At 42.4% G+C, this 23078-nt stretch carries 20 protein-coding genes and 2 pseudogenes; 3 read left to right on the top strand and 19 right to left on the bottom strand.

Annotation, left to right across the window (positions count from 1 at the left end; translation table 11 throughout):
* Positions 1-5 precede the first annotated feature (5 nt).
* Both MUO14_RS18165 and MUO14_RS18160 read right to left on the bottom strand, forming a co-directional pair.
* Positions 6-920: a hydroxymethylglutaryl-CoA lyase gene (locus MUO14_RS18165; protein ID WP_244751984.1), complete on the bottom strand. Its 915-nt coding sequence runs from the start codon at positions 918-920 to the stop codon at positions 6-8.
* A 234-nt stretch (positions 921-1154) separates the two neighbouring features.
* Positions 1155-2351, bottom strand: coding sequence for a CaiB/BaiF CoA transferase family protein (locus tag MUO14_RS18160; RefSeq protein ID WP_244751983.1), 1197 nt, complete (start codon positions 2349-2351; stop codon positions 1155-1157).
* Positions 2352-2674: 323 nt separating this feature from the next.
* Between MUO14_RS18160 and MUO14_RS18155 the strand changes: the two genes are divergently transcribed.
* Entirely contained in the window at positions 2675-3346 is a 672-nt protein-coding gene (locus tag MUO14_RS18155; protein WP_244751982.1) for a GntR family transcriptional regulator, read from the top strand.
* A 147-nt stretch (positions 3347-3493) separates the two neighbouring features.
* Here MUO14_RS18155 and MUO14_RS18150 read toward each other — a convergent pair whose 3' ends face one another.
* The 6 genes and pseudogenes from MUO14_RS18150 to MUO14_RS18125 all read right to left on the bottom strand — a co-directional run bounded on the left by MUO14_RS18150 (position 3494) and on the right by MUO14_RS18125 (position 7927).
* Positions 3494-4147: a carbonic anhydrase gene (locus MUO14_RS18150; protein WP_244751981.1), complete on the bottom strand. Its 654-nt coding sequence runs from the start codon at positions 4145-4147 to the stop codon at positions 3494-3496.
* Positions 4087-4344: a hypothetical protein gene (locus MUO14_RS18145; protein ID WP_244751980.1), complete on the bottom strand. Its 258-nt coding sequence runs from the start codon at positions 4342-4344 to the stop codon at positions 4087-4089. Before MUO14_RS18145 ends, MUO14_RS18150 begins: the two co-directional genes overlap by 61 nt.
* 205 nt (positions 4345-4549) lie before the next feature.
* Positions 4550-4804, bottom strand: coding sequence for a biotin/lipoyl attachment domain-containing protein (locus tag MUO14_RS18140; RefSeq protein ID WP_244751979.1), 255 nt, complete (start codon positions 4802-4804; stop codon positions 4550-4552).
* Positions 4805-4880: 76 nt separating this feature from the next.
* Positions 4881-5372: pseudogene (locus MUO14_RS18135) on the bottom strand (SLC13 family permease); the annotation flags it as partial.
* A 283-nt stretch (positions 5373-5655) separates the two neighbouring features.
* Positions 5656-6335: pseudogene (locus tag MUO14_RS18130) on the bottom strand (response regulator).
* Positions 6335-7927, bottom strand: a complete 1593-nt coding sequence (locus tag MUO14_RS18125; RefSeq protein ID WP_318035979.1) for an ATP-binding protein — start codon at positions 7925-7927, stop codon at positions 6335-6337. The pseudogene MUO14_RS18130 and the gene MUO14_RS18125 overlap by 1 nt, the downstream one beginning before the upstream one ends.
* Positions 7928-8183: 256 nt before the next feature.
* On the opposite strand from MUO14_RS18125, the gene MUO14_RS18120 reads away from it, so the two are divergent.
* Positions 8184-8432, top strand: coding sequence for a hypothetical protein (locus MUO14_RS18120; protein ID WP_244751977.1), 249 nt, complete (start codon positions 8184-8186; stop codon positions 8430-8432).
* A gap of 357 nt (positions 8433-8789) precedes the next feature.
* Positions 8790-10133 (top strand): CitMHS family transporter, encoded by a 1344-nt coding sequence (locus MUO14_RS18115; protein ID WP_244751976.1) that lies wholly within the window; start codon positions 8790-8792, stop codon positions 10131-10133.
* A gap of 499 nt (positions 10134-10632) precedes the next feature.
* Here the strand turns inward: MUO14_RS18115 and MUO14_RS18110 are convergent, their stop codons facing one another.
* The 11 genes from MUO14_RS18110 to MUO14_RS18060 all read right to left on the bottom strand — a co-directional run bounded on the left by MUO14_RS18110 (position 10633) and on the right by MUO14_RS18060 (position 22861).
* Positions 10633-11259, bottom strand: a complete 627-nt coding sequence (locus tag MUO14_RS18110; protein WP_244751975.1) for a fumarylacetoacetate hydrolase family protein — start codon at positions 11257-11259, stop codon at positions 10633-10635.
* 35 nt (positions 11260-11294) lie between these two features.
* Positions 11295-12356 carry a tartrate dehydrogenase gene (locus MUO14_RS18105; protein WP_244751974.1) on the bottom strand — a complete coding sequence of 354 codons (1062 nt, stop codon included), beginning with the start codon at positions 12354-12356 and terminating at the stop codon, positions 11295-11297.
* A gap of 76 nt (positions 12357-12432) precedes the next feature.
* Positions 12433-13719 carry a GntP family permease gene (locus MUO14_RS18100; RefSeq protein ID WP_244751973.1) on the bottom strand — a complete coding sequence of 429 codons (1287 nt, stop codon included), beginning with the start codon at positions 13717-13719 and terminating at the stop codon, positions 12433-12435.
* Positions 13720-13832: 113 nt separating this feature from the next.
* A complete protein-coding gene (locus MUO14_RS18095; RefSeq protein ID WP_244751972.1) occupies positions 13833-14609 on the bottom strand; it encodes a 3-hydroxybutyrate dehydrogenase in 777 nt (258 codons plus the stop codon).
* Between the two features lie 28 nt (positions 14610-14637).
* Positions 14638-15300, bottom strand: a complete 663-nt coding sequence (locus tag MUO14_RS18090) for a 3-oxoacid CoA-transferase subunit B (protein WP_244751971.1) — start codon at positions 15298-15300, stop codon at positions 14638-14640.
* Positions 15301-15315: 15 nt separating this feature from the next.
* The gene (locus MUO14_RS18085; RefSeq protein ID WP_244755656.1) at positions 15316-16011 is read right to left on the bottom strand and encodes a CoA transferase subunit A; all 696 of its coding nucleotides are present in this window, start codon (positions 16009-16011) and stop codon (positions 15316-15318) included.
* A 1436-nt stretch (positions 16012-17447) separates the two neighbouring features.
* Entirely contained in the window at positions 17448-17849 is a 402-nt protein-coding gene (locus tag MUO14_RS18080; RefSeq protein ID WP_244751970.1) for a DUF4181 domain-containing protein, read from the bottom strand.
* Between the two features lie 120 nt (positions 17850-17969).
* Positions 17970-18710 (bottom strand): ABC transporter permease, encoded by a 741-nt coding sequence (locus tag MUO14_RS18075; protein WP_244751969.1) that lies wholly within the window; start codon positions 18708-18710, stop codon positions 17970-17972.
* Between the two features lies 1 nt (position 18711).
* The gene (locus MUO14_RS18070; RefSeq protein ID WP_244751968.1) at positions 18712-19617 is read right to left on the bottom strand and encodes an ABC transporter ATP-binding protein; all 906 of its coding nucleotides are present in this window, start codon (positions 19615-19617) and stop codon (positions 18712-18714) included.
* 230 nt (positions 19618-19847) lie between these two features.
* A complete protein-coding gene (locus tag MUO14_RS18065) occupies positions 19848-20885 on the bottom strand; it encodes a MerR family transcriptional regulator (RefSeq protein ID WP_244751967.1) in 1038 nt (345 codons plus the stop codon).
* A gap of 611 nt (positions 20886-21496) precedes the next feature.
* Positions 21497-22861: a sigma-54 interaction domain-containing protein gene (locus tag MUO14_RS18060; RefSeq protein ID WP_244751966.1), complete on the bottom strand. Its 1365-nt coding sequence runs from the start codon at positions 22859-22861 to the stop codon at positions 21497-21499.
* Positions 22862-23078: the final 217 nt, after the last annotated feature.

Raw genomic sequence — 23078 nt, 5'->3', positions numbered from 1 at the left:
CCTTTCTATGAATAAGATACGGAATGCAGGTCGGTGATTTTGCCAGCTTTAATAATTTGTCCAGGCACTTCGCGTTGCAGGATCGTTTCCAGTCGCTTAGCCGTATCGATTAACTGATCAAGATCTACTCTCATCTCATAGTCCATAAAGGCGAGCATATGAACGAGATCCTCCGTACATATATTGCCGGTTGCACCCGGGGCAAATGGGCATCCGCCTAAGCCGCCTAAGGAAGCATCGAACCTTATTACACCCGCGCGAATCCCTTCGATAACATTGGCTAGTCCCATTCCTCTTGTATTATGGAAATGCAGTGTAATCGGCAGGTTCGGCCAACGGGTTAACACCTTTTCACACAATTTATAGACTTGCTTCGGTGTGCCCATCCCAGTCGTATCAGCGAGGGTAATCCCGCCAGCTCCAAGTTCTAAATACTCATTAATCAAGGTCAGCACTCTGTCTTCTGAGATTCTCCCCTCGAACGGACAGCCAAACGTCGTCGCGAGCGTACCGTTAATCTGGATCCCCGTGCCTGATAGAAAGCTCGCAATGTTTTTGAAATCGGAAAAGGATTCGTCTACCTTCCGACGAACATTTTTCATATTGTGTGTTTCACTGACAGATGCGACCAGATTGACTTCGTCTGCCTCACACTCTGCTGCTTGTTCTGCCCCTTTCACATTAGGAATTAACGTGGTATAAGTGACGTCAGGCTTGCGGTCAATTCCTTCGATGACTTCCTTGGCATCCTTTAAGTTAGGAACAGCTTTTGGTGAAACAAAGGAGGTCACTTCAATTTTGTCGAGCCCTGAAGAACCCATCCTATTAATCAAATCTATCTTTTGATCTGTCGGCACAAACTGGTCTTCAATTTGAAATCCATCCCTCGTAGCCACTTCCTGGATATAAATTCTTTGCAAAATGACTTCCCTCCCTTAAAGTACGTGTTCAAAAAGTTGCCAAATTAGAACATCGACAAAGATCGGCACGTTCCTTGCGCGTCGCAAGAAGTTCGAGGCGCGGAAGTTTTGAGGACCGCAAACTGTATGCTTTTCATACGTAAGGACCGGAAAAACCGAGCAACGAAGACATTCGCCGTTTATCATCGCCGTTTATCATTAGGTGACTTTTTGAACATCCTCTTAAAGATTCTGTTATATGATCCCTTTATCTTTTAACTGCTGAATTTTCTCATCATCATAGGTCAACAGGCTTCTCATCACTTCATCCGTATGCTGACCGAGCTCCGGGCCAAGCCATTTGGTTTCACCTGGTGTTTCACTCATTTTCGGCACAACCCCTGGGATTTTCAGTGATTCTTCTTCATTCATTTGGAAATTCTGAATCATTTCCCTGCTCAAGTAATGGGGATCATTTACGATATCTTCAATACTGTAAATCGGTCCAGCCGGAACTCTCGCCTCGTCAAGTACAGTTAAAGCGGTTTCAAAATCAACCGTTTTTGTCCAAGCTTCAATCAGTTCATCTAGATAGTCCGCGTGTGCAGATCGTCCGCTATTACTTTGAAAACGCTCATCCTCGGCCAAATCCGGCTGTCCAATCGCGTTCATTAACCGTTTGAAAATGGCATCCCCATTTCCGCCGATGACGATATATTTGCCATCATTGCATTGGTACGTATTCGAAGGCGCGATCCCCGGCAAGGCCGATCCTGTCCTCTCCCGAACAGCACCAAGCTTGTCAAACTCAGGAAGTGACCCTTCCATCAAACTAAATACAGCCTCATAAAGGGCTACATCAATGATTTGTCCTTTTCCACTACCTTTACCATCACGGTGGTACATCGCCATCATCGCACCAATCACGGAATACATCGCTGCAAGGGAATCTCCAAGGCTGACCCCTACCCTTGATGGTGTACTTTCAGGATGACCAGTGATATGGCGAAGCCCTCCCATGGATTCACCGATACTGCCAAATCCAGCCTTGTCCCGATAAGGACCTGTTTGACCGTAGCCGGAGACCCTGACCATAATCAGACCGGGATTAATGGCAGATAGTTCTTCATAGCCTAAATTCCATTTTTCCAATGTACCCGGCCGAAAATTTTCAATGAGAATATCACATTCCTTGATCAGTGATTTTATGATGTCTTGCCCTTCTTCACTTTTCAAGTCAACGGTGATCGACTTTTTATTCCTTGATTGAAGCCGCCACCAGAGTGACGTCCCCTCATAAATATGACGCCAATCCCTCAGTGGATCTCCTTTCTTCGGCGGCTCAACTTTTATCACATCTGCCCCGAATTCAGCCATTAACCTCCCAGCAAATGGACCAGCAATTAAACTTCCTAATTCTAAGACTTTAACTCCTTCTAAGCTTTGACCCATGGTTACCTCACCTCTTGTTGTATTTTTAAAAACGGATAAATGATCTGGGGGGATGAATTCAATCCGCTTTGATAGCGCTCTCCTTCATGCGCTTAAACCATTTCATAAAGGTAAATCTTCCTAAACATTTTCGTTAATTGATCATAAATTTCTGAATCTTGTGTTTTATCCTAGCAATTTGTATACAAAAAATCAACCTACTTACTAAAACAGGTGTACTTCAGTATATAATCGCCCTTAAATACCGCCCTTTGTATACAGTGATGTATTTAGCATTGAAGCATTTATTCCATTTGTATACAATAGAGTTGAGGTGTTCAAACATGACTGCATATGAATATATAAAACAAGCCATCTTACATGGTGAATTTCCACCAAAAATGCGATTAACCGAAGAATTTTTAGCAAAAAAGTTACAAATCAGCCGAACGCCGATCCGCGAGGCTTTGAAACAATTGGAATCAGAAGGACTAACGGTGTCGATGAAAAGAGGCGTACGTGTCCGTCATTTCACGAAAAAGGATGTTCAGCAAATTTATGACTTAAGGACACTTTTAGAGGGGTACGCAGCTGCCCAAGCCGCCATCCATCGCACAGACTCAGACATCCAAGAAATGAAAACAGCCAATGAAGTGTACGAGCAAGCCATCAACAGCTATCTTGAATCTGGCGAGACAACCATTGAATATATTTTAGAGATCAATCACAGATTCCACGACACCATTATAAAAGCATCGCAAAATCAACATATTCATTCTCATATATCTAAAGTTGTCGTCGTTCCGTTAATTTTCCGGTCCTTCTATTGGTTTAACGAATACCAGTTAAGACACTCGCTGGATGTTCATAAAACGATCCTTCAGGCCATAAAGGCACAAGATACGGAGCGGGCTCGCGTGGCGATGCATGAGCATATTTACCATGGAAGGGATCAGGTGCTCATTCACATTGATGATATTGACCACCATTATTCGACGAATGAAGAAGTCCAATGAGTGAATGAATAGTTTTTCCCTAAATATAAAATCTTCTCATTGCTAACAAAAGCAATGAGAAGATTTCATGTAGCTCACTGTTTATGTAAAGTGGATTTGTGCTCAAAGTAGTGGTGCAAATCTACTTTACATACATGACAGAAAAATTTATTTATTTTGTATTACCTCTCGTTTATTCAGCGATTGAATAGGACGGTTATTATTTGGAAAGATTTGTTTGAACTCTTCAATCTGTTCTTTAGACATTTCAATTGGGTTCTCAAAGACAATCCATTTTACACCCTCGGAACATGGTGGTGTTGTTAAAGACCCACTATAATAGAACGTTGAACTACTTTCCGGTATAAGCTTCATTAACTCAATAGATTCTTTCATCTTTATGTCCTTCTCCATCGTTTCCGTTGGAAGTTCACCCCAAATACTAGAAAGCTCCTTGTTCTCTGTCCCTTCTTCTATCATGAGGGTAATCACGGCCAATTCATCATTAGCACTTTGATGAACCAAATGCATTTCCATCGGCAAATTTTCGCCATTAAGCTGGTGCTCACTTGGTGTATGGAAATGAAATTGGTTCAGCTCATACTTTGCCCCATCCATTGTGATAAAATTACTCTTTTTTTCAGCGGGAAGATTGAATTGAATACTATGGCCATTATTGATCACACTTGGTGTGGCTTGTTCATACTGAAATTGGACTTCCGGTACGTTCTGATCTTCCTCCACCTCTGAGAATTTAATGTTTACCGGCGATTGTTTATCACCTTCTTCACATGCAGCAAACTCATTTGATAGATTCCCCAATGTTTGGGACCAGTATCTCCTTCATATGCCCAATCGACTGGTTTAGGTTCTGATGCCTGTTCCGTTTGCTGATCCGTTTGAGCGTTTTCTTTTGTTTCAGCAGGTTCCGTTTCTTCCTCTGTAGTTGTCTTGGAAGAACAAGCTGAGATAACCAAAACTAGGACTAGAAAAATAGTGTAATAATAATACTTTTTCACTTTCCTTTTCCTCCTTCAACAGAATTTAAAATCACTTGAAGGGGTTACTCCTTGAATACTCCATCTATTATAGAACCCCAACCTGATCCCCTAATATTTTCCCATATTAGAAGCACCTCTGAAACCGTGTATTTTTAACTACGTTTCAGAAATGCTTCTTCTACTCTCATTTTTATTTTATTCACAGTCACTTGGATATCACGGCTCAATCACTTCCAGTTATGTTGAAGTCATCTTTCACCGTTGCTAGTACGGTATGTGTGTTTACTTCTTGATTCTCAAGCACTTCCAAAGAAGCTATAAGACCGCTTGTCCCTATTTTTATTTCCTCTAATAACCCATCCTTGTCTTTAACTACAAATAACTTTTCCCACTCATACACATAATCATTTTTCCGTATGAGGATTTTTTCAACTTTACCATTACAAGGACTGTAAACGGTTTCCATATTCTGTTTCAACTCTTATCTTCCTTCCTAATCTATTTATCACAAAATCTCTACCGTCAGGGATGTTGAGACTTAATTCAAGTCGTTTTCAGATGGAAATCACTCCTGTAATCAATGCGACAATAGTCATAACAACAGTTACCAAACCTGCCCACTTTAACATCATTTTCTGGAGGTCACCAAACTCAACACCGGCCATCCCCACTAATAAATAAGTCGAAGGCACAAGCGGACTCAGTAAATGAACCGGCAAACCAAGAAGAGAGGCTCGGCCAATTTCTTCTGGACTAATACCATAGGTGGCCGCCGCTTCTGCAAGTACCGGGAGTACTCCGAAATGAAAAGCATCATTTGACATGAAAAAGGTAAAAGGTGTACTTGCAATCGCTGTTATTACGGCAAAATACGGTCCTAATGCATCCGGAATGACTGTAATTAACGAGTTTGCCATGGCATCGACCATCTTCGTCCCTGTAAGGATCCCCGTAAAGATACCTGCAGCAAATATCAGGGACACAACAGACAGTACATTACCTGCGTATGTCGAAATCCTTTCTTTCTGCTCTTCCATGTGTGGATATCATGAAAACAGCGATCATTAAAAATCCAAGTAAAGCCGACATTATTACTTATTGCTATTCTAAGCGCTTAGATTCCGAAAAATCAAACAACTGCAGTTATTCACGAATGGTTGGTACCGTTTTCAAAGCTTAATTAATACCATAAAGCATCTTTCCTGTTATGTAACGGTTTTGATTGTATTGTCTTTAAAAACTGTTTTGGTTCTTTTTTGTTAATTTTGGCCACAAAAAAGGCACAATGGCTAAAAATCCATTGTGCACATAAAGCAAGTGCTTTGTGCCCTAGCTAAGGTACTTACGTTCTGGTCGGCCCACTGACCCATACTCGACTTCTGAGCGACACTTGTTGATGGAAATTAAATATTCTAAGTACCGTCTCGCCGTAGTCCTTGAGGCCCCATCCTTTTTCCGATTTCCTCTGCAGACAAACCATCCTGACTGTTTCTGAGAACCTCCAATATTTTATGGAGGGTCTCCGCATCAATTCCTGTCGGCAAATCCTGAGACTCTTTTGGCTTAGCTTCTTCCGAATTCTTGAATAGTCTGTCCACATCAGTTTGATTTACTTCCTCTTTGTTCAGTAATACGTTCCTGCTTTGAATATACTTTTTAATCATATCTGTAAAGCGGTCCAGGGGAACGGGTTTAATTAAATAATTTTGCACGCCGTTTCGCATTGCTTTTTCAAGAAATGCTTTATCTGTCGCCGCCGTAATCATAATGACATCAAGGTCTTCAAAATCCTGCCGTATCCTACGGAGAATGTCCGTCCCTAGCTGATCCGGCAAATAGATATCAAGTAATAAAAGGTCTGTTTTGTTAGTACGCAAAAGTTCCAGGGTTTTCTCGGCATTTAACGCCTTGCCCACAACCTCAACCTCAGGTATTTTCTTAAGAAATTTTTCATGAACATCGGCTACACGAAAGTCATCTTCTGCAATTGCCACCTTCACTTTTTTCATCATGATCCTCCTATGATTGTTTTTGGAAGGTATACCGTAAACACTGTACCTGTTCCTATTTCACTGTGAAATTCAACCATCCCTTGAAGTTGATTGACGGCTGCCTTCACATTGGCAAGCCCATACCCTCTCGGCTCAAGAGATTCTTTATCTGTAAAACCTCTGTTAAAAAGTAAGGCCTTATTTTCCTCGGGAATCCCCGCTCCATTGTCGTGGATTTCGAAAATAATATCATTCCCGAGATCAGTAGCAAAGAACGTTACTTGTGGATGTTGATCATGATTCGCAACCGCTTCAAACGCATTGTCTACAAGGTTCCCAATGATCACGATGAGGTGGGTCAAGTTAATATGACTGGGCAGTCCCTGCAGTGAACTGTTTGAATCAATCTCAAATCCAATTTTCTTCTCTGAAGCCTTCCCAATTTTCCCTAGTAAAATCGCTTGGACCTTGCTATCTTCAATTTGGTTAAAAAGAATACGATTTTTCACCTCAACATTCGCCGTTTCATTTTGGATCATCTCAACCGCTTCTTCATACTCACCGAGTTGCAATAAACTTGACAGCACGTACAATTTGTTCGTAAATTCATGGGTTTGGGCTCGTAAATCTTCAGAATAGCTTTTGACTTCAGAAATCGTATGGAGCATTTGTTCGATTTCTGTTTTATCACGAAAAGAAGCGACTACCCCTTTCACCTGATCTTTATGGAAAATCGGTGTCCGGTTTATAATTAATGTCTTATCTTCCAATAACAATTCCTGGTCCATTTGAGGTTTTCCCGTCTTAAAAATTTGATAAAGGTGGGAGCTGGGCAAGAGGTTTTCAATTTTCAAGTGACGAAAGCCTCCAGAAATATTCAATAGCTTTTTCGCGGTCTGATTCATCATCGTTACTCTTCCTGCTTCGTCATAGGACAACAAGCCTTCCCTAGTAGATTGCAAAATGGCATCTTTTTCTGTGTGCAATGTAGCAATTTGGTAAGGTTCCAGCCCCATTGTATCCTTTCGAATATTCCGTGATAACATGACGCTTCCGGCAACCGCTAAGAGGAGTACGATCAATGATTTAAATGAAACCCTAAGCACATTATGAAAAATTTGCTCTTTAATATCCTTCATGAGAAAACCAACCGATACAATCCCAATGACTTGACCATTTTCACTAAAAATTGGGGATTTCCCTCGCAGCGAAGGTCCTAATGATCCTACAGCTCTTGACGTATAATATTCCTCTTCAACAAGAGCCCGGTAATTATCCTCCCCGACCATTTTCTCCCCAATTCGTTCAGGTACAGGGTGGGAATAACGAATGCCTTCTTTATTGCCAACCACAATGAACTCCGCCCCGATTTCCTCTCTAATTCTCTCTGCTGTGGGTTGAATGATTCCTTCAGACCCCTTCGTTTGAAGGGCTTCAATAACTTCAGGCATAAACGAAATCGTCTTAGAAATTTTCAAAGCCAACTGGGCTTTCTGTTTTTCAATCTCTTTCGCCTCCAAATAAGTAAAGGAGGCTGTCAATAGAATGATAATAAAAAGTACAAGTGACAGAACCAGAACTAGTATTTTAGTTTGCAGCGATAGTCTCAAAGATTTCAACTTCCTCCTGCGTCTATATTTCCCTTTTTTCGTTTAATCGCAATTTTGGCAACAGGATTAATTTTTCATTTTTCAAACTCGCTTTTCAAATCCATATTACCATAGAAGAGCAAATGAAGTGCGCACAGCTTTTCATAGAGTTAGATAGACTTTCACTCAGATGTGCGAATCAGTGAAGCTCTACAGAGCATTTATCATAACGCTTTACTCTTTTATGTTAGCTAAAAGGGAATGTTTTCGTTTGTAAATGTACACAAGGCCACTGGATGTAGCGAAAGAAGAAAGCCAAGTTCAGGCGTATTTACACAGAAAGAAGTCTTATAAAGAGTTTTGTGGAAGACAGCAAGTAGCTTCTTCAACATCTTCACATCACAATCAGCTCGTGTTGTTTTCAGTACATAAGCTGTTTCATGAGCAAAATTCCCTCTGGGGACCGGAAAAACCGAGCAACGAAGAAATTCACCGTTTATCATTTGGTGACTTTTTGAACTATTAGTCTAACTATTGAGAAAGTTAAACTAACTAAAGTAATCGAATTAGCACGATGTTGTTCCTTTAAATAAGTACCTTATTATAACAGGACCCTTCTTCATTAACACAATGGCTTTCATGCTATTGTGCATTTTGTGTACACAAAATAGTCAAAATAGTCAAATCATTTTATTAAGCCAATAAACTCACAACCGTTACATAACTCGTGCAATGTTTTATGATCAAAAGAGAGATTAGAATAAAGTAATAGTAGGTTACTCACACACATTTATGTAAGCGTTTTAAGTAACTGTATTTTATCACTAGTGGTTCATTAAACCTCTTTATCAAAAAAATTCGCGTTTTAGAAAGGAGACAATTTATGCTTAGTTTAATTGGATTTCTTACCATACTAGCTATTGTTCTACTCTTAATTAGCGGGCGAATCTCACCGATTGTCGGATTAGTGCTCGTGCCAATAATCGGAGCAATCATTGCTGGATTCAGTGTAGGGGAACTGGGCACCTTTTTTGAAGAGGGTATCGGTTCTGTTATGGAAGTTGTTATCATGTTCGTATTTGCGATTTTATTTTTCGGTGTTATGCAAGACGCCGGTCTTTTTGATCCTATGATTAAAAAAATGGTGGCGGTTTCAGGCGGAAATGTTATTTCAGTAGCTGTCGGAACAGTGATCGTGGCAGCGATCGCTCACCTGGATGGATCCGGTGCTTCAACTTTCTTAATCACCTTACCAGCATTATTACCATTGTATAAACGCTTAAATATGAGTCCTTACTTACTGTTATTACTAGTAGGGACAAGTGCCAGTATTATGAATATGGCACCTTGGGGAGGGCCAATAGGTCGAACAGCTTCAGTCTTAAATATGGACCCAACTGACTTATGGCGCCCTCTCATCCCTCTTCAAATTGTGGGCATGGTGTTGTTAATGGGGATGGCTGTCATTTTAGCGATTCGCGAAAAAAAGCGTATTGCCAGATTCCAATTAGTAGCAAGTTCCTCAGAAGTGGCGGCAGCAACGGAGGCCCCACCTGTTATTGATGGTGGTCAAAATAATACCAATAGCAAAAATAGCTCGCTGTTACGTCCCAACCTAATATGGCTGAACCTCGGCTTGACCTTAGGGGTCATTGGCGTGCTCGTATGGGGTGTTATCCCGGCTGGTTTTGTCTTTATGATAGGGTTAAGCATTGCACTCCCGCTCAATTATCCGCAAGTAAACGACCAAATGAATCGCATAAAAGCACACGCTCCAAGCGCTCTATTAATGGCAGCAATTATCATGGCCGCTGGCTCGTTTTTGGGAATTTTAAACGGAACGGGTATGTTGGAGGCAATGTCAGAGGATCTGGTGAAAATTATACCATCTTTTGTTCTCCCTTATTTACATCTGATTATCGGATTACTCGGAGTGCCGTTTTCCTTGTTGTTAAGCACAGACGCTTTTTACTTTGCCCTATTCCCAATCATTGAACAAATTACTACTGACTTTGGCATTACATCTATTACGACGGCTCACACTATGATTATCGGTAACATTATCGGGACCTTTATCAGTCCATTCGCACCAGCTCTTTGGCTTGCTCTTGGTCTAACTGGCTTAGAGATGGGACGCCATATCCGCTATTCCTTGTTTTGGATGTGGGGATTCAGTGTTGTCTTATTAATGGCGGCTTTTCTAATGGGAATCGTTCCCTTTAGCTGATCGTAAATGAACACAATAGTCAGGGGCCACTGTAAAAGAAAGCAAATCGTCATATAGTGTAATGATTCCACTCAGTGGCTCCTTCAATGGGTCGATTAACCATATTATCAAATTGAAGTTGTATCATCTTCGGGCCTCGATGGCATGCATATACAGGAAGCGATAGCCATTTTCACAGTCAGCATCAAATGAATACTGAAGCTCATGAAGTAAAAAAGGAAGAAATACCTCCTCAAATATGAAACTCCGGTTCATTATTGGGAAAAATATTCCAAAATGAACCAGGGTTTTCGTTTAATTCAATTAACAATCAAACCAAAATCCTGAACGACTCAGCTTTTTTAAATAGAGCCATTATGAAATTGATTCATATATGTCCAAACAGAAAAAAATAAAATGTAGATACCCCTCTTATCTAGAAACATAAAAGCTCACCATTGCTTAGGAAGGCAATGGTGAGCTTTTAATGGTCTGCTATGGATAAAAACTAAATAGAGTTTTAAGTAAGTTTAATCGTGCAGTCCCCCAGTTTTCCTTCACGCCATAACAAAGACAACTCATCCCCATCAGACACCTCGCCCACACCTTGAGGAGTCCCCGTAAAAATCACATCTCCCTCTCCAAGACCTAAGTGCAGCGCAGTATAATCGATCAATGTCTGTAAATCAAAAATTAAATGTTGGATCGTACCAAGCTGAACCTGTTCCCCATTTAATAAAAGGCTGAAATTGCTTTTTTCACATTGCTCCACACCAGGAAAATCAATAAATTCACTTAAGACGGCCGAGTTTGAAAAACCCTTTGCCAATACCCAGGGGTGACCTTTTTTCTTCAAATCACTTTGGACATCGCGTAAGGTAAAATCGATACCAATTGCCATACGATCAACGAGTTCATCAACTTTCATCCCTTTTTTATACGGTTGTCCAATCCGAATCACTAACTCGGCTTCATAATGGACAGCTCCCCGATCGCCTGGAAGAGTAATCTCTTCTCCGTTTGCTTTCACAAGGGAGTGAGTAGGCTTAGAAAAAAGCAGTGGAGATGTGGGAACTTGATTATTGAGTTCATGAGCATGTTCGACGTAGTTTCGGCCAACACAATAAATGTTGCGGATTTCATCCATTCTTATCATCCTTTATTCTTTTACATTCTTTCAATCTACTTTAGCGCTTTTAGTCTAGTAACGATTGCATCTGAAACTTCCGTCGTACTCGATGTTCCGCCAATATCAGGAGTCTTAATCCCATCCTGTAAAACTTCCTCAATCACTTGTAGTAATGTATTTCCTAGTTCATGTTCACCAAAATGATCCAACATCATTTTCCCTGTCCAAATTTGCCCGATTGGGTTAGCAATTCCTTTACCATAAATATCAGGCGCCGAACCATGTACAGGTTCAAACATCGAAGGATATTTTCCATTCATATTAATGTTTGCAGCTGGCGCAATCCCAATGCTTCCCATAATCGCCGCCCCCACATCTGTTAGAATGTCTCCAAACAAATTACTTGCAACAATCACATCAAATTCTTGCGGACGCGTGACAAAGAAGGACGCTAACGCATCAATATGATTAGAAGCCGTCTTCACATCCGGGTATTTCTCTGCAACACTCTCGAAAACACTGTCCCAGAATGGCATAGAATGAACAATCCCATTTGACTTGGTGGCACTCGTCACATGGCCTCTACGACTTTGGGCAAGCTGGAAGCCATACTCCACAGCCCGCTCAATCCCTTTTCTCGTAAAAATAGCATTTTGGATAGCCAGTTCATCTTCCCCACGATGGATCCTTCCCCCAGCTTCACTGTACTCCCCTTCACTATTTTCACGAACCACCATTAAGTCAAAATCATTGGGATGCACTAGTGGGGACTGGATCCCTTTCATTTGCTTAGCCGGCCGAATATTAATTACTTGCTCAAACTCGCGTCTAATCTTAACGAGCAACCCCCACAAGGAAATGTGATCAGGTACCAGATTAGGATCGCCTACAGCACTTAAAAATACGGCATCACTTTCTTGCAACTGATCCAACCCATCCTCTGGCATCATTTCGTTATGTTCTATGTAATAATCACAGCTCCATGGATAATGCTTAAAGGAAAAGGACAGTCCACCGTGAACGTCAGCGACGGTTTCTAGTACTTTAAGGGCTTCCGGCATGACTTCTTTTCCAATTCCATCACCTGCGATAACAGAAACGTCTATCTTTTTCATACGATTCACTCCTCCAAGAAAATTAAATCTTCTTTTATATTCTCATGTTTTCTCAAAATTTAAAAATATTATCTAATTAAAGAATACCAATCGATGCCAACAGAATAACAACAGCAACAGAAATGACCGGGATAAGTACGGCTACAACGAAGATATCTTTGTAGCTGTCTTTGTGGGTCATACCAGTAATAGCAAATAACGTCAATACCGCTCCGTTATGCGGCAGGGCGTCCAGTCCGCCGGATGACAGAGAGGCGATACGGTGGAAGGCTTCTGGGCTAATCCCGGTATTCTGGGCAATTTGATAATATTTGTCCCCTAGTGCTTCGAGGGCGATCCCCATCCCGCCGGAAGCTGAACCTGTTGCACCTGCGAGGACGTTGACGGCGATGGCTTCTGAGATCAGTGGGTTTCCTTTTACGCCCATTAATAATTCCGTTAGACGCTGGAAACCTGGGACTTCTTTTACAACTGTACCGAAACCGACGGCTGCGCTAGTGTTGATAATCGCAATGACTGAGCCGTTGGCGCCGCTGTTGATTGATTTGATGAAGCGTTTGAATTTGGTGACGTTCAACAGCATAATTAAAATGATTCCTGCTATGAGAGCGGTTACAACATCCCATCTAAAAATATTCAATATAATAAGTACGGTTAATAGTGGCAGGATCGACAATAGGAAATTCGGGTCGTCTCCGTCTTCCACTTCAACGATTTTTTTATCTTTTGGTTCTGTGAAGACTTCACCTTTGGCTGTGAGTTTCTTTTCCTGCCAGCGTAAATACAAGTACCCTCCGACAGCCATTATAATCGCAGCAATGATCCCCATGGCTGGTGCGGCCGTCGGATCTGTTTGGAAATATTCCATTGGGATCAGGTTTTGAATTTGTGGTGTTCCTGGAATAGCGGTCATGGTAAAGGTGAAGGCACCTAATGCCACTGTCGCCGGGATTAGTTTTCTGCTGATGTTCGCCTCACGAAAAAGGGAAAGGGCGAGTGGGTAGACAGCGAATACGACGACAAACAGGCTGACCCCTCCATAAGTAAGAACGGCAGCGGAGACGAGCACACCGAGAATCGCTCGACTTGTGCCAATGACTTTTGTCAACGCAACGGCCACCGATCGGGCCATCCCGGTATCCTCCATTAATTTTCCAAAAATAGCTCCAAGCATAAAGACAGGGAACCAGTCTTTCGCAAATCCGACAAATCCGCCCATATAGGTGTCTGTATAGGCTTCTAATAAATCGAGTCCGCCTGTGATCGCCACAACTCCTGCGGCGATCGGAGCCACCCAGATGATGGACCAGCCCAGATAGGCGAGTACCATCAACACGACAAGACCTAGTAAAATTCCAAACATTACGATTCCTCCAATCGTTTAATCGTTGCTAGTAGACCTTTTATCTGTACGATTCTTATAACCGTTACGCTTATGACCTCCCTCGATTCGCGGGGAGATCAGGGGTGGCTAAGTTATTGCGCCGTGTACCCGCCATCAATCACAACAGCCTGGCCCGTGACTCCTTTTGACTTGTCACTTGCCAGAAACAAGGTATAGTCTGCAATTTCCTGAACAGTCAACAGCCGCTTTTGCGGAACGAGCGGGTAAATAACTTCTTCCAGCACCTTCTCGATTGACACGTCGCGATTCTTGGCCAGATCCTCCAGTTGGTTGCGGACGAGCGGGGTGTCGACATAACCTGGGCAGACGGCGTTTACAGTGATGCCATGTTCCGCTCCTTCTAATGCCGTAACCTTGGTTAATCCGATGACGCCATGCTTCGAGCTGTTGTAAGCAGCTTTCCCAGCAAAACCGATCAGCCCGTTGATCGAAGACATATTAATGATTCGGCCTGAACCTTGTTTTTTCATAATTGGGAAGACATGTTTTGTCGCCATAAACGGGGCTACGAGCATGACTTTCGTAATAAATTCGAATTTATCGGTTGGAAAGTCCTCAATCGCGGCCACATGCTGCAAACCGGCGTTGTTAAGCAAGACATCAAGTCTTCCGTATTTTGCAACCGTCTGATCGATCGCTTGTTGTAATTCCTCTTCCTTTGTGACGTCACATTTGAGGCCAATGCATTCATAGCCTGCCTCCGTTAGCTTCTCGACCGCTTCGTTTACTTTTTCTTCATTAATATCACTGAACACGACTTTGGCACCGTTTTTTGCAAATTCAACGCCGATTTCGTAGCCGATTCCACTACCCGCTCCTGTAATAAACACGATTTTGTTATCTACCATTACCCCTCACCTCTCCTTAGGAAAATTGTTAGTATGCCGCTGATAGAAGGTTCTCGCAGAGTGTCAAATCTGCTCCTGTCGAGTTAACCACATCTTCTACCGTCCATCCCTCTGCGACCTCGACAAGTACAAGCCCTTTTTCCGTTACATCAATGACGGCACGGTCGGTAATGAGCCGATTTACCACACATTTACCTGTTAAAGGAAGTTCGCATTCCTTCAATATTTTTGGTTCTCCATGCTTATTTACGTGATCCATGATAATGACGATTTTCTTTGCTCCATGGACGATATCCATTGCACCACCCATGCCTTTGATCATTTTTCCAGGAATCATCCAATTGGCCAAGTCCCCCGATTGCGAAACTTCCATGCCACCAAGAATAGCCAGATCAAGGTGCTCCCCACGGATCATGGCAAACGATTCAGCACTGCTGCAGTAGGAAGCCCCAACGGACGCGGTGACGGTCTCTTTTCCGGCATTGATTAAGTCAGGATCAACTTCTTCCTTGTAAGGTGATCTGCCGATTCCGAGCAACCCGTTCTCTGATTGGAGAACAACCTCTTTATCTGCTTGGATATAATTGGCCACCATCGTCGGCATTCCGATGCCTAAGTTAACGTAGTAACCGCTTTCAATTTCCTGTTCGGCTCGTCTGGCAATCTTTTCTCTCACTATTGCTTTATCCATTGCTTTTCCCTCCTGTTAGGCGTGTTGGCGTAATGTAAGCCGCTCAATTCTTTTCTCTTGCTGCCCTTCGACCAAACCTTGCACGTAAATTCCCGGTGTGTGGATATGTTCTGGGTCTAGTGCTCCTAGCTCAACCAATTCCTCCACTTCAGCAATCGTCATCTGTCCGGCCGCTGCCATCATCGGATTAAAATTACGAGCTGTTTTATTGTAGATCAGGTTTCCATTCCGATCTCCTCTAGCTGCTCGAACTAACGTGAAATCTGCCTTCAATCCTGTGACCAGCATATAATCCTTGCCGTCAAAATTACGGATTTCTTGCCCTTCTGCCAGCGGTGTTCCCACGCCTGCCTGGGTATAAAAAGCTGGGATTCCTGCTCCACCAGCCCGGATTCGTTCGGCCAATGTCCCTTGCGGAGTCAGCTCCACCTCGAGCTCACCCGCCAACACCTGACGTTCAAATTCTTTGTTCTCTCCAACATATGAACCGATCATCTTGTCAATCTGTTTATTTTTGAGGAGTAAACCAAGCCCCCAGTCATCCACGCCACAATTATTCGAAATCACCGTTAGATGCTTCACGTTCCTTTCTACCAACGAGAGTATCAAGTTCTCCGGGATCCCCACCAATCCAAATCCCCCGACCATGATCGTCGAATGGTCTTTGATTTCTTTTACTGCTTCTTCAAATGATGTGTAAATCGTCTTCATCATGTCACACTCCCTTCCACCATCTAATAATGCAAGAAGCGTGCCAACTTTAATTCTATAGATAAAACTAATCATGAAGCGGGATTCACTCCTGAGTAAGGTGTGGTCTCGTTACGGATTTCTGGAAAAGCAGATCAACTCCTACCCCAATAGTAATGAAAACCCTTACTCACAGAGCAAAAAATAAACCATTCCAGCATCTCGGAATGGTTTTTCGGATTTTCGGAATGATTTATAACTCGTACTGCTTATTTTTTTCAAAATTGACACCGTTGAAAGAAGGTTCAAATTTATTCATTGAACTCAACATGGTTTGGATGGCCGACTCATATTACGAGAGAAGCTGTTCAAATTGCTTGAGAACGGGAGGTGAGGCTCCCTGGTAAAACGTTTGAATCACCTCCCTGTCCGTTAAGGGAGCCTTTTAAATCGATGTATACTTGTCTTCACGCGTGCTAAGGGTCAGGCGTCTTTATTCAAGCTCCTTCCCGACGAACTTCTACTCTTAACAGTCCGCTTCCTTTTCTGCTTATTGGTTCTATTCCTTTGAATTATCAGACATGTCGCAATTCCTATACAAACATCAACAAGTAGGAATCCGATCCCCATCAGGGTTGAAAATTCAAAACCAATGATCAGTGTGTAAAGATTTAACACTATAATGGCAGATAATATCATGTAGCCTTTTCTCTTATCTTGAAGGAATATCGTAGAAAATATCACTATTGCCAAACTAAAGGCTACTAGATGCCCTACGAAAGCTGTCGAATAAAATACAATATCGCTGTTCAAGCTACCACCTCCACTTACAACTGGTACTATTTTACCAATTTAACAAACCACCAAGCAATGATCATGATTAAACCAAACTATGTAAAAAATGAACACTTACAAAGAACCGCTTCTTCTAGCCTATTTGTTGTTAAGACTACTTTGTTAAAAAACAAACACCAAGCCTGCCCCTACCCATACGGTGGATTGCACTTTGCTCTTCTTTGTCTTATGTTGAACGTTTTCATAGCAAAGTGAACGTTAATTCCAATTCCTGCAAAAATGATCATGACCTACAATAATTAACTCCCCCCTTCTCTCAGACCACACCACTATACTGGCAGAGCTAAAAAGTACAAAAAGGCATTATCACAGATAATATCTTTATTCGAGACTTAACCCAACATAAATAATTAGAGAGACAGCGATAAATCCCGAGAAAAACATAATTTTGTGGAACCTTAGACCAGTTCTTCATCCACCCCCAACGTTTTCGATCGACATCAACCCAAAAGAAATCAACTAAAACTGCTAACACAATGAGTAAAAAAGCCGAGAAAGCACCCATATGGTTGTTATCCTCCTTGTTCTTGCTCATATTTTAGCTATGGATATCGTTGGTATTTATAATTTTCATCTTCCTGTTCTTCCTGGAATGTATGTTTTTACTCAAGCCACAGCATTACTCCAATCGCTACCATAAAAGTTAACCCAACCTCTATAAGTGAAACCTTGTAATTTACTCGATTCTTAGTAATCTTCCATTCTACATAGGACTGCAAACCAAGTTGACTTATGATTAACACCATCGAAATTAGAAACAAGACACGGTTCTGACCCGGAAATATGATTACGCATCCAATAAGGGACATCACAAAAAAGATTCGTAATGTCCAATCCCAATTTTTGTGAAATTCGTTAATGTGGTTATACGAAAACCAGTTCTTTTTATCGGCCCCCATTTTCCGTCGCAGTAAGGCAGGAATGCCGCCTATAAGAATCGCAACGGCTCCCAGGATGGTAAGCAATTTCAGCCAAAACCAGGGCGGTAGTCCGTAGTGCTCCATGGATCATCAGCTCCTCATTCTCCATTTCCACCTATTTTACGAATGTGGGCGGCTGGAAGTTTCAAGATCCTCGGAGATGCATAAGAAAAACCTGTCACTATTCCAACAAGGAACTTCTCATCACTTTTCACTCCAACGGAAAAAGCGTGACGCTAGGATGGTGGAAACAATTCCTATCACAATCAGAACACTGACTTCTAAGCCATACTCCGTAATAGGGGCTTCGCTCCACGTTCCCCGCAATAATTGAATCACATAATAAAGTGGTAGAGCTTTTGCTGCATATTGAAGAACGGTTGGCATGAATTCAAGTGGAAATGTCGCTCCAGATAAAAATAGCATGAGGTTCAGGAACAAAGCACTGATCGCTGCGGCAGCCTGCGTATTTTTGGCAAGTGATGTCAAAAACAATGCAAATGGGAAAAAGGCGAGAATACTGATGACCAGTCCAAGCAAGGTACTGCCGATGTAGGCTGGTAAGGTGAGATCATACATCAGCATGCCGAACACCAGGAGCAGTATGGCGGATATGGTGAAAATGATGGTTCCCTGAAACGTATGGGCTGCGAGGATTTTCCAAGGCTGGAGCGGGGTCGATTGATACCGTCTCAACACACCTGTCTCCCGATATCCGGCTAATACGGTGCCGAGAGTAAAGAATGATGTTGTCACGATGTTGACACCGATCCAGGAAGGGACAAACATTTCTGCGAAAGCTAACCTGTTCATCTGATCTCCAACGAACATAGAACCGAAGAGCCAGATCATGGCAACTGGAAATAAAAATGTCCAGAACACATTGAGTCGATCCCGAAAAAACATTTTCGTTTCGATAGCAGCGAGCTTCACGAATGCATTCATCTTATTGCCCCTTTTCCAAGTAGTGAATGAATAAATCGTCTAGTGATCCTTTTTCAAACTTGAAGTCGGTCAGGGTGAGCTGCTTATCCTGACAGTAATTAAAAATGTGGCAGGCGGTCTTTTGCTGGTCATCACTATACACTTTAAACCTCCCGCCTTCTCTTTCCACACGTATAACACCAGGCAGCGACACCACATCATCATAGTCTAATCCATCACTTTCACAGATGAGGGACTGCCCTGCTGCCTGATTTAATAAAGCTTCAGGGGTATTGAGCGCCTTTATTTGCCCGTTATAGACCATGGCGACACGATCACAGAGTTTTTCCGCTTCCTCCATATAATGGGTCGTCATAACAATGGTAGATCCTTGCCCTCTCAGCAGTCGAATCATCGACCACATTTCCCTTCGCGCATGTGGATCAAGTCCCATACTTGGTTCGTCCAGAAATAGAAGTTCTGGTTTGTGCAGAGTTGCGAGTGCAAGCGTCACACGCTGCTGCCAGCCTCCGGATAGATCTTCGAAGTGGGCATCCATCTTTTCGTCCAAACCTAATAACTCTATCAAATAATCTCTCTGGGTCGTTTTTTCATAAAAAGACGAAAAAAGGTCGAGCGCTTCTTTTACCTTCATCTTCTTCTGAATAGCCGTCGCTTGGAACTGGACACCAATCCGTTTATTTAATTCCCTTAGGTGCTTACTGGGAACAAGTCCGAGGACTTCAATGTTGCCGTTGGTCGGCTTACTGATCCCTTCAAGCATTTGGAGCGTGGTCGTTTTCCCTGCACCATTTGGACCTATGACCCCAAAGATTTCCCCTTTTTGCACTGAAAAAGACATATCTTTGACTGCCTGAACGTCGCCAAAAGATTTGGATACATTCTTAACCGTTATGACATGCTCCATAATTCCCTCTCCCTTGAATGAAACCGAGATTTTTCACGTATGAAACCCATGCTTACTGCCATGAAAATGTCAGGGTAGGATCGCACAGCTTTTTTAGTAATACGTTTTACGCAGGAGAATGTTTCATGATTTTGTAAAAATAAAACCTCTCACCAGTTAAAACTAATGAGAGGTTTAAAATGCTATTCATTGCATGTAATCCATTAACGCTCCGGAGTCAGGCGTCTTTATTATACGTTCACCTTTTCAGCATATAGAATGTACAAAATCGAATTAAACTGGATGGATTCTACATGATATCCTCGTTTTCTAAACCAGTTTATAAGTTTTGAACGATCGGCGTAATATTCGTCGTGTATCGCCTCAACTGCCTCCCTATTCCCTTCCTGCTCAAACTGTGCCAGTACTCGATCCTTCTCTTCCGCATTTTTAAACATCAAATCTGCTAGAGCAATGCGTCCATTTTCCGCTAAAACACGATCCATCTCGCCCAGTGCCAGTTCCTTCTCCTGGTCAGGAATATGGTGTAAGGCGTAGCTGGAAACGACAAAGTCAACCTTGTTATCCATGACGGGCAAGGACAGAAAATGGCCGTGCCGCAAATCCATCTTAGGATGTTTCTTAGAGCATACCTTTAACATTTCTTCTGACTGGTCGATCCCAATCATATTCGATCCCTTTTCTAAGAATCTGGCTGCTAAATTACCTGTTCCTGTCCCTATATCCACTCCCCATTCCCCGGGCACGGCCTCAATTATTTCATTCACCTTCGCCAACGCCTCGTGATAATGTTCATGAACATTAAAACGATAGCCAGTCGTTTTAAGGGTTTGATCATATTCTTCAGCTTGATCATTAAAATTCCATTGATCCTCCCAGCTTTTACGCAATTGTTTCATAGTTTTGAGCTGATGGGCCAATATAAAAATGTCCTCGGTTGAGAGAGTAGATTCCTTTTGTTTAATTAGCATTTCATCTACAGTTGTAATCATATCCTTGATTTGAAGCCATTCTTCATACAGAACGGAGCGTTGGAGATCTAAATAGGCTTTCCTATCAACCTCGCCTTCCAGCGCTTCTTTGATCTGCCCTGTTGACATGCCTATTTCTCTTAGCGCCAAAATGGTTTGCAGCTTCCACAAATCCACTTCCTTATAATAACGATAGTCATTTTCACCTTTCCGCGGCCTCACTAAGCCTTTTTCTTCATAAAAACGAATCGTTCTAGCCGTCGTATGTAATGTTCTGGCTGCTTCCGTAATTTTCACTTGGTTCATCCTCCCTTTCCTACTCCCAACCATAAAGGTTGCCGTGACGTTAAGGTAAAGCACTTTTTTAAAGAAATTCACAAAAAAGTAAAATTGACGCCTTCCCCGAAGTGAAGACGCCATGTACGTTTTATTCCAATTGACTTTATATAGAGGGATAACCGTTGTGGTCTTCGTAAACATAAGAGGTATCCGTTTCGATAATAACCATCACAACGAATATAATCACGGTCGCCGTCCTTAGAGATTACAATGCTGCCCTCAACATCAAAAAAGAAGGCATACGTTTATTAGCGAATACCTAACAAATAAATAAACTCTTGGAACAAGAGGGTTAGCTTGGTCAACTTAGTCAGCTAATAAAAGTGACTATTACCCAAGAAGCCTACACTTCAAGCAATCCGTAAAGGGGGAAGTGGTGGGTAGTTCACAACCCTAATTTCTCAGTATTGTCTAGTTAACGAAGTCATCTATGCTAAAGACTTTGATTTTCGTGGGAAGTGAGCCTATCCCCCTTGTGAAGCCAATCTATTGTGTACCTCTATTGAAACATGAAACCCCGATAAATCCTTTCCAATCTCCACTACTAAAATGACGCCTCTCGGAATGGTTTATAACCCGTATTTTTTCACTTTGTCGTACAGACTTGATTTTCCTATCCTAAGCAGTTCAGCTGCTTTCGTTTTATCTCCCTGAACTTTTTTTAACGTCCGCTCAATCACCTGGCGCTCCGTCGTTTCCATGATCGCTTTTAAGCTTTGTTGATCATGTAATAGATATGCATCTGGCTTAATATGATCAGGCAAATCGTCAAGCTCAATCATTTCATTACTCGTCAAATGGACGGCAGCCTCAATGACATTTTCAAGCTCCCGAACATTCCCAGGCCAATGATATTGCAAAAAGCAATCATACACCGTTTCCTCGAAATCGATGACCCGTTTCCCGGTGAGTTGAGTCACTTTTTCCAGTAAATATTTTGCCAGTACCCGGAGATCTTCCGGCCGTTTTCGCAATGGCGGTACATCAACCTGTACGACATTGATTCTGTAAAACAAATCCTCGCGAAATTTTTGAACCTCAATCAATCCCTCTAACGGCTGATTCGTCGCCGCGATAATTCTAACATCTACCTTCTGCGGATGAACCGATCCAATTGCGTCCATTTCCCCCTCCTGCAAGACACGCAGGATTTTCACCTGTGCTTGCAGCGGCATATCGCCAATTTCATCGAGAAACAGCGTCCCGCCATTGGCCAACTGGAATTTCCCCGGCTTGCCTCCCTTTTTCGCACCGGTAAAAGCACCCTCCTGATAACCGAACAACTCAGACTCCAGTAAATGCTCCGGAATAGCCGCACAATTAACTTTGACAAACGGCTTCGTATTTCGCTCACTCAAATGATGGATACTGTGAGCAAACAGCTCTTTTCCTGTCCCACTTTCTCCTCTTAACAAAACAGATACATTCCCAGGGGCCACCTTCTTAATTTTGTCTTTCAGAAGGTGCATCTCCGAAGAACTGCTGACGATATCATGCAAGGAATACGAGACACCGCTCAGCTTCTTCATTTGGTTACGATACGTTTCCAACTCCAGCAATAGGTCTCTGATATGACTGTTCAGCTTCAGCCATTCCTCGGTATCACGGAACAGAACCATCCCTAGTGCTCCGACCACTTTTCCATCAGCTCGGAGCGGAATTCGGTGGGCAATCATATAATTTCCCCGAATATATTGGAGATCCGCTATTTCTTCTTTCTCTGTCTGGACCACAAGATGCATCCGGGTATTCTCAATCACTTCCGTGACGTGTTTGCCGGGAACGAGCTTTTTATCCACCTCAAGGAAATCACAATAACTATCATTCATGTAGGAGACGAACCCGTCACGATCGACGACAACGACACAATGATTGACGTTGCCGAAAATGGTTTCCAAGATGCCGTCTCGATAGTTCTCTAGTATCTCTAACATTCCTCCACGCTCCTGCTGAAATCTTTTGTTGTCTATTTTATCATGAAATCGGTTACAAACACTATTTGATCTGAGAGCGTCTTGGCACTGAAGTTGAATGTAGCCAAACTTCATTTAACCTTAGTTCACAGACAAATATTTTATAAGCTATGCTTTCTTAAAAATAAGAAGCACTTTCTGACATAAATAGACACTGGCAACGAAAAATCATATGGTT

Source organism: Halobacillus shinanisalinarum, from assembly GCF_022919835.1.
Classification (GTDB): Bacteria; Bacillota; Bacilli; order Bacillales; family Halobacillaceae; genus Halobacillus_A; species Halobacillus_A shinanisalinarum.
The sequence above is the reverse complement of the archived record's forward strand: the minus strand, read 5'-3'. Positions and strand labels throughout refer to the sequence as shown.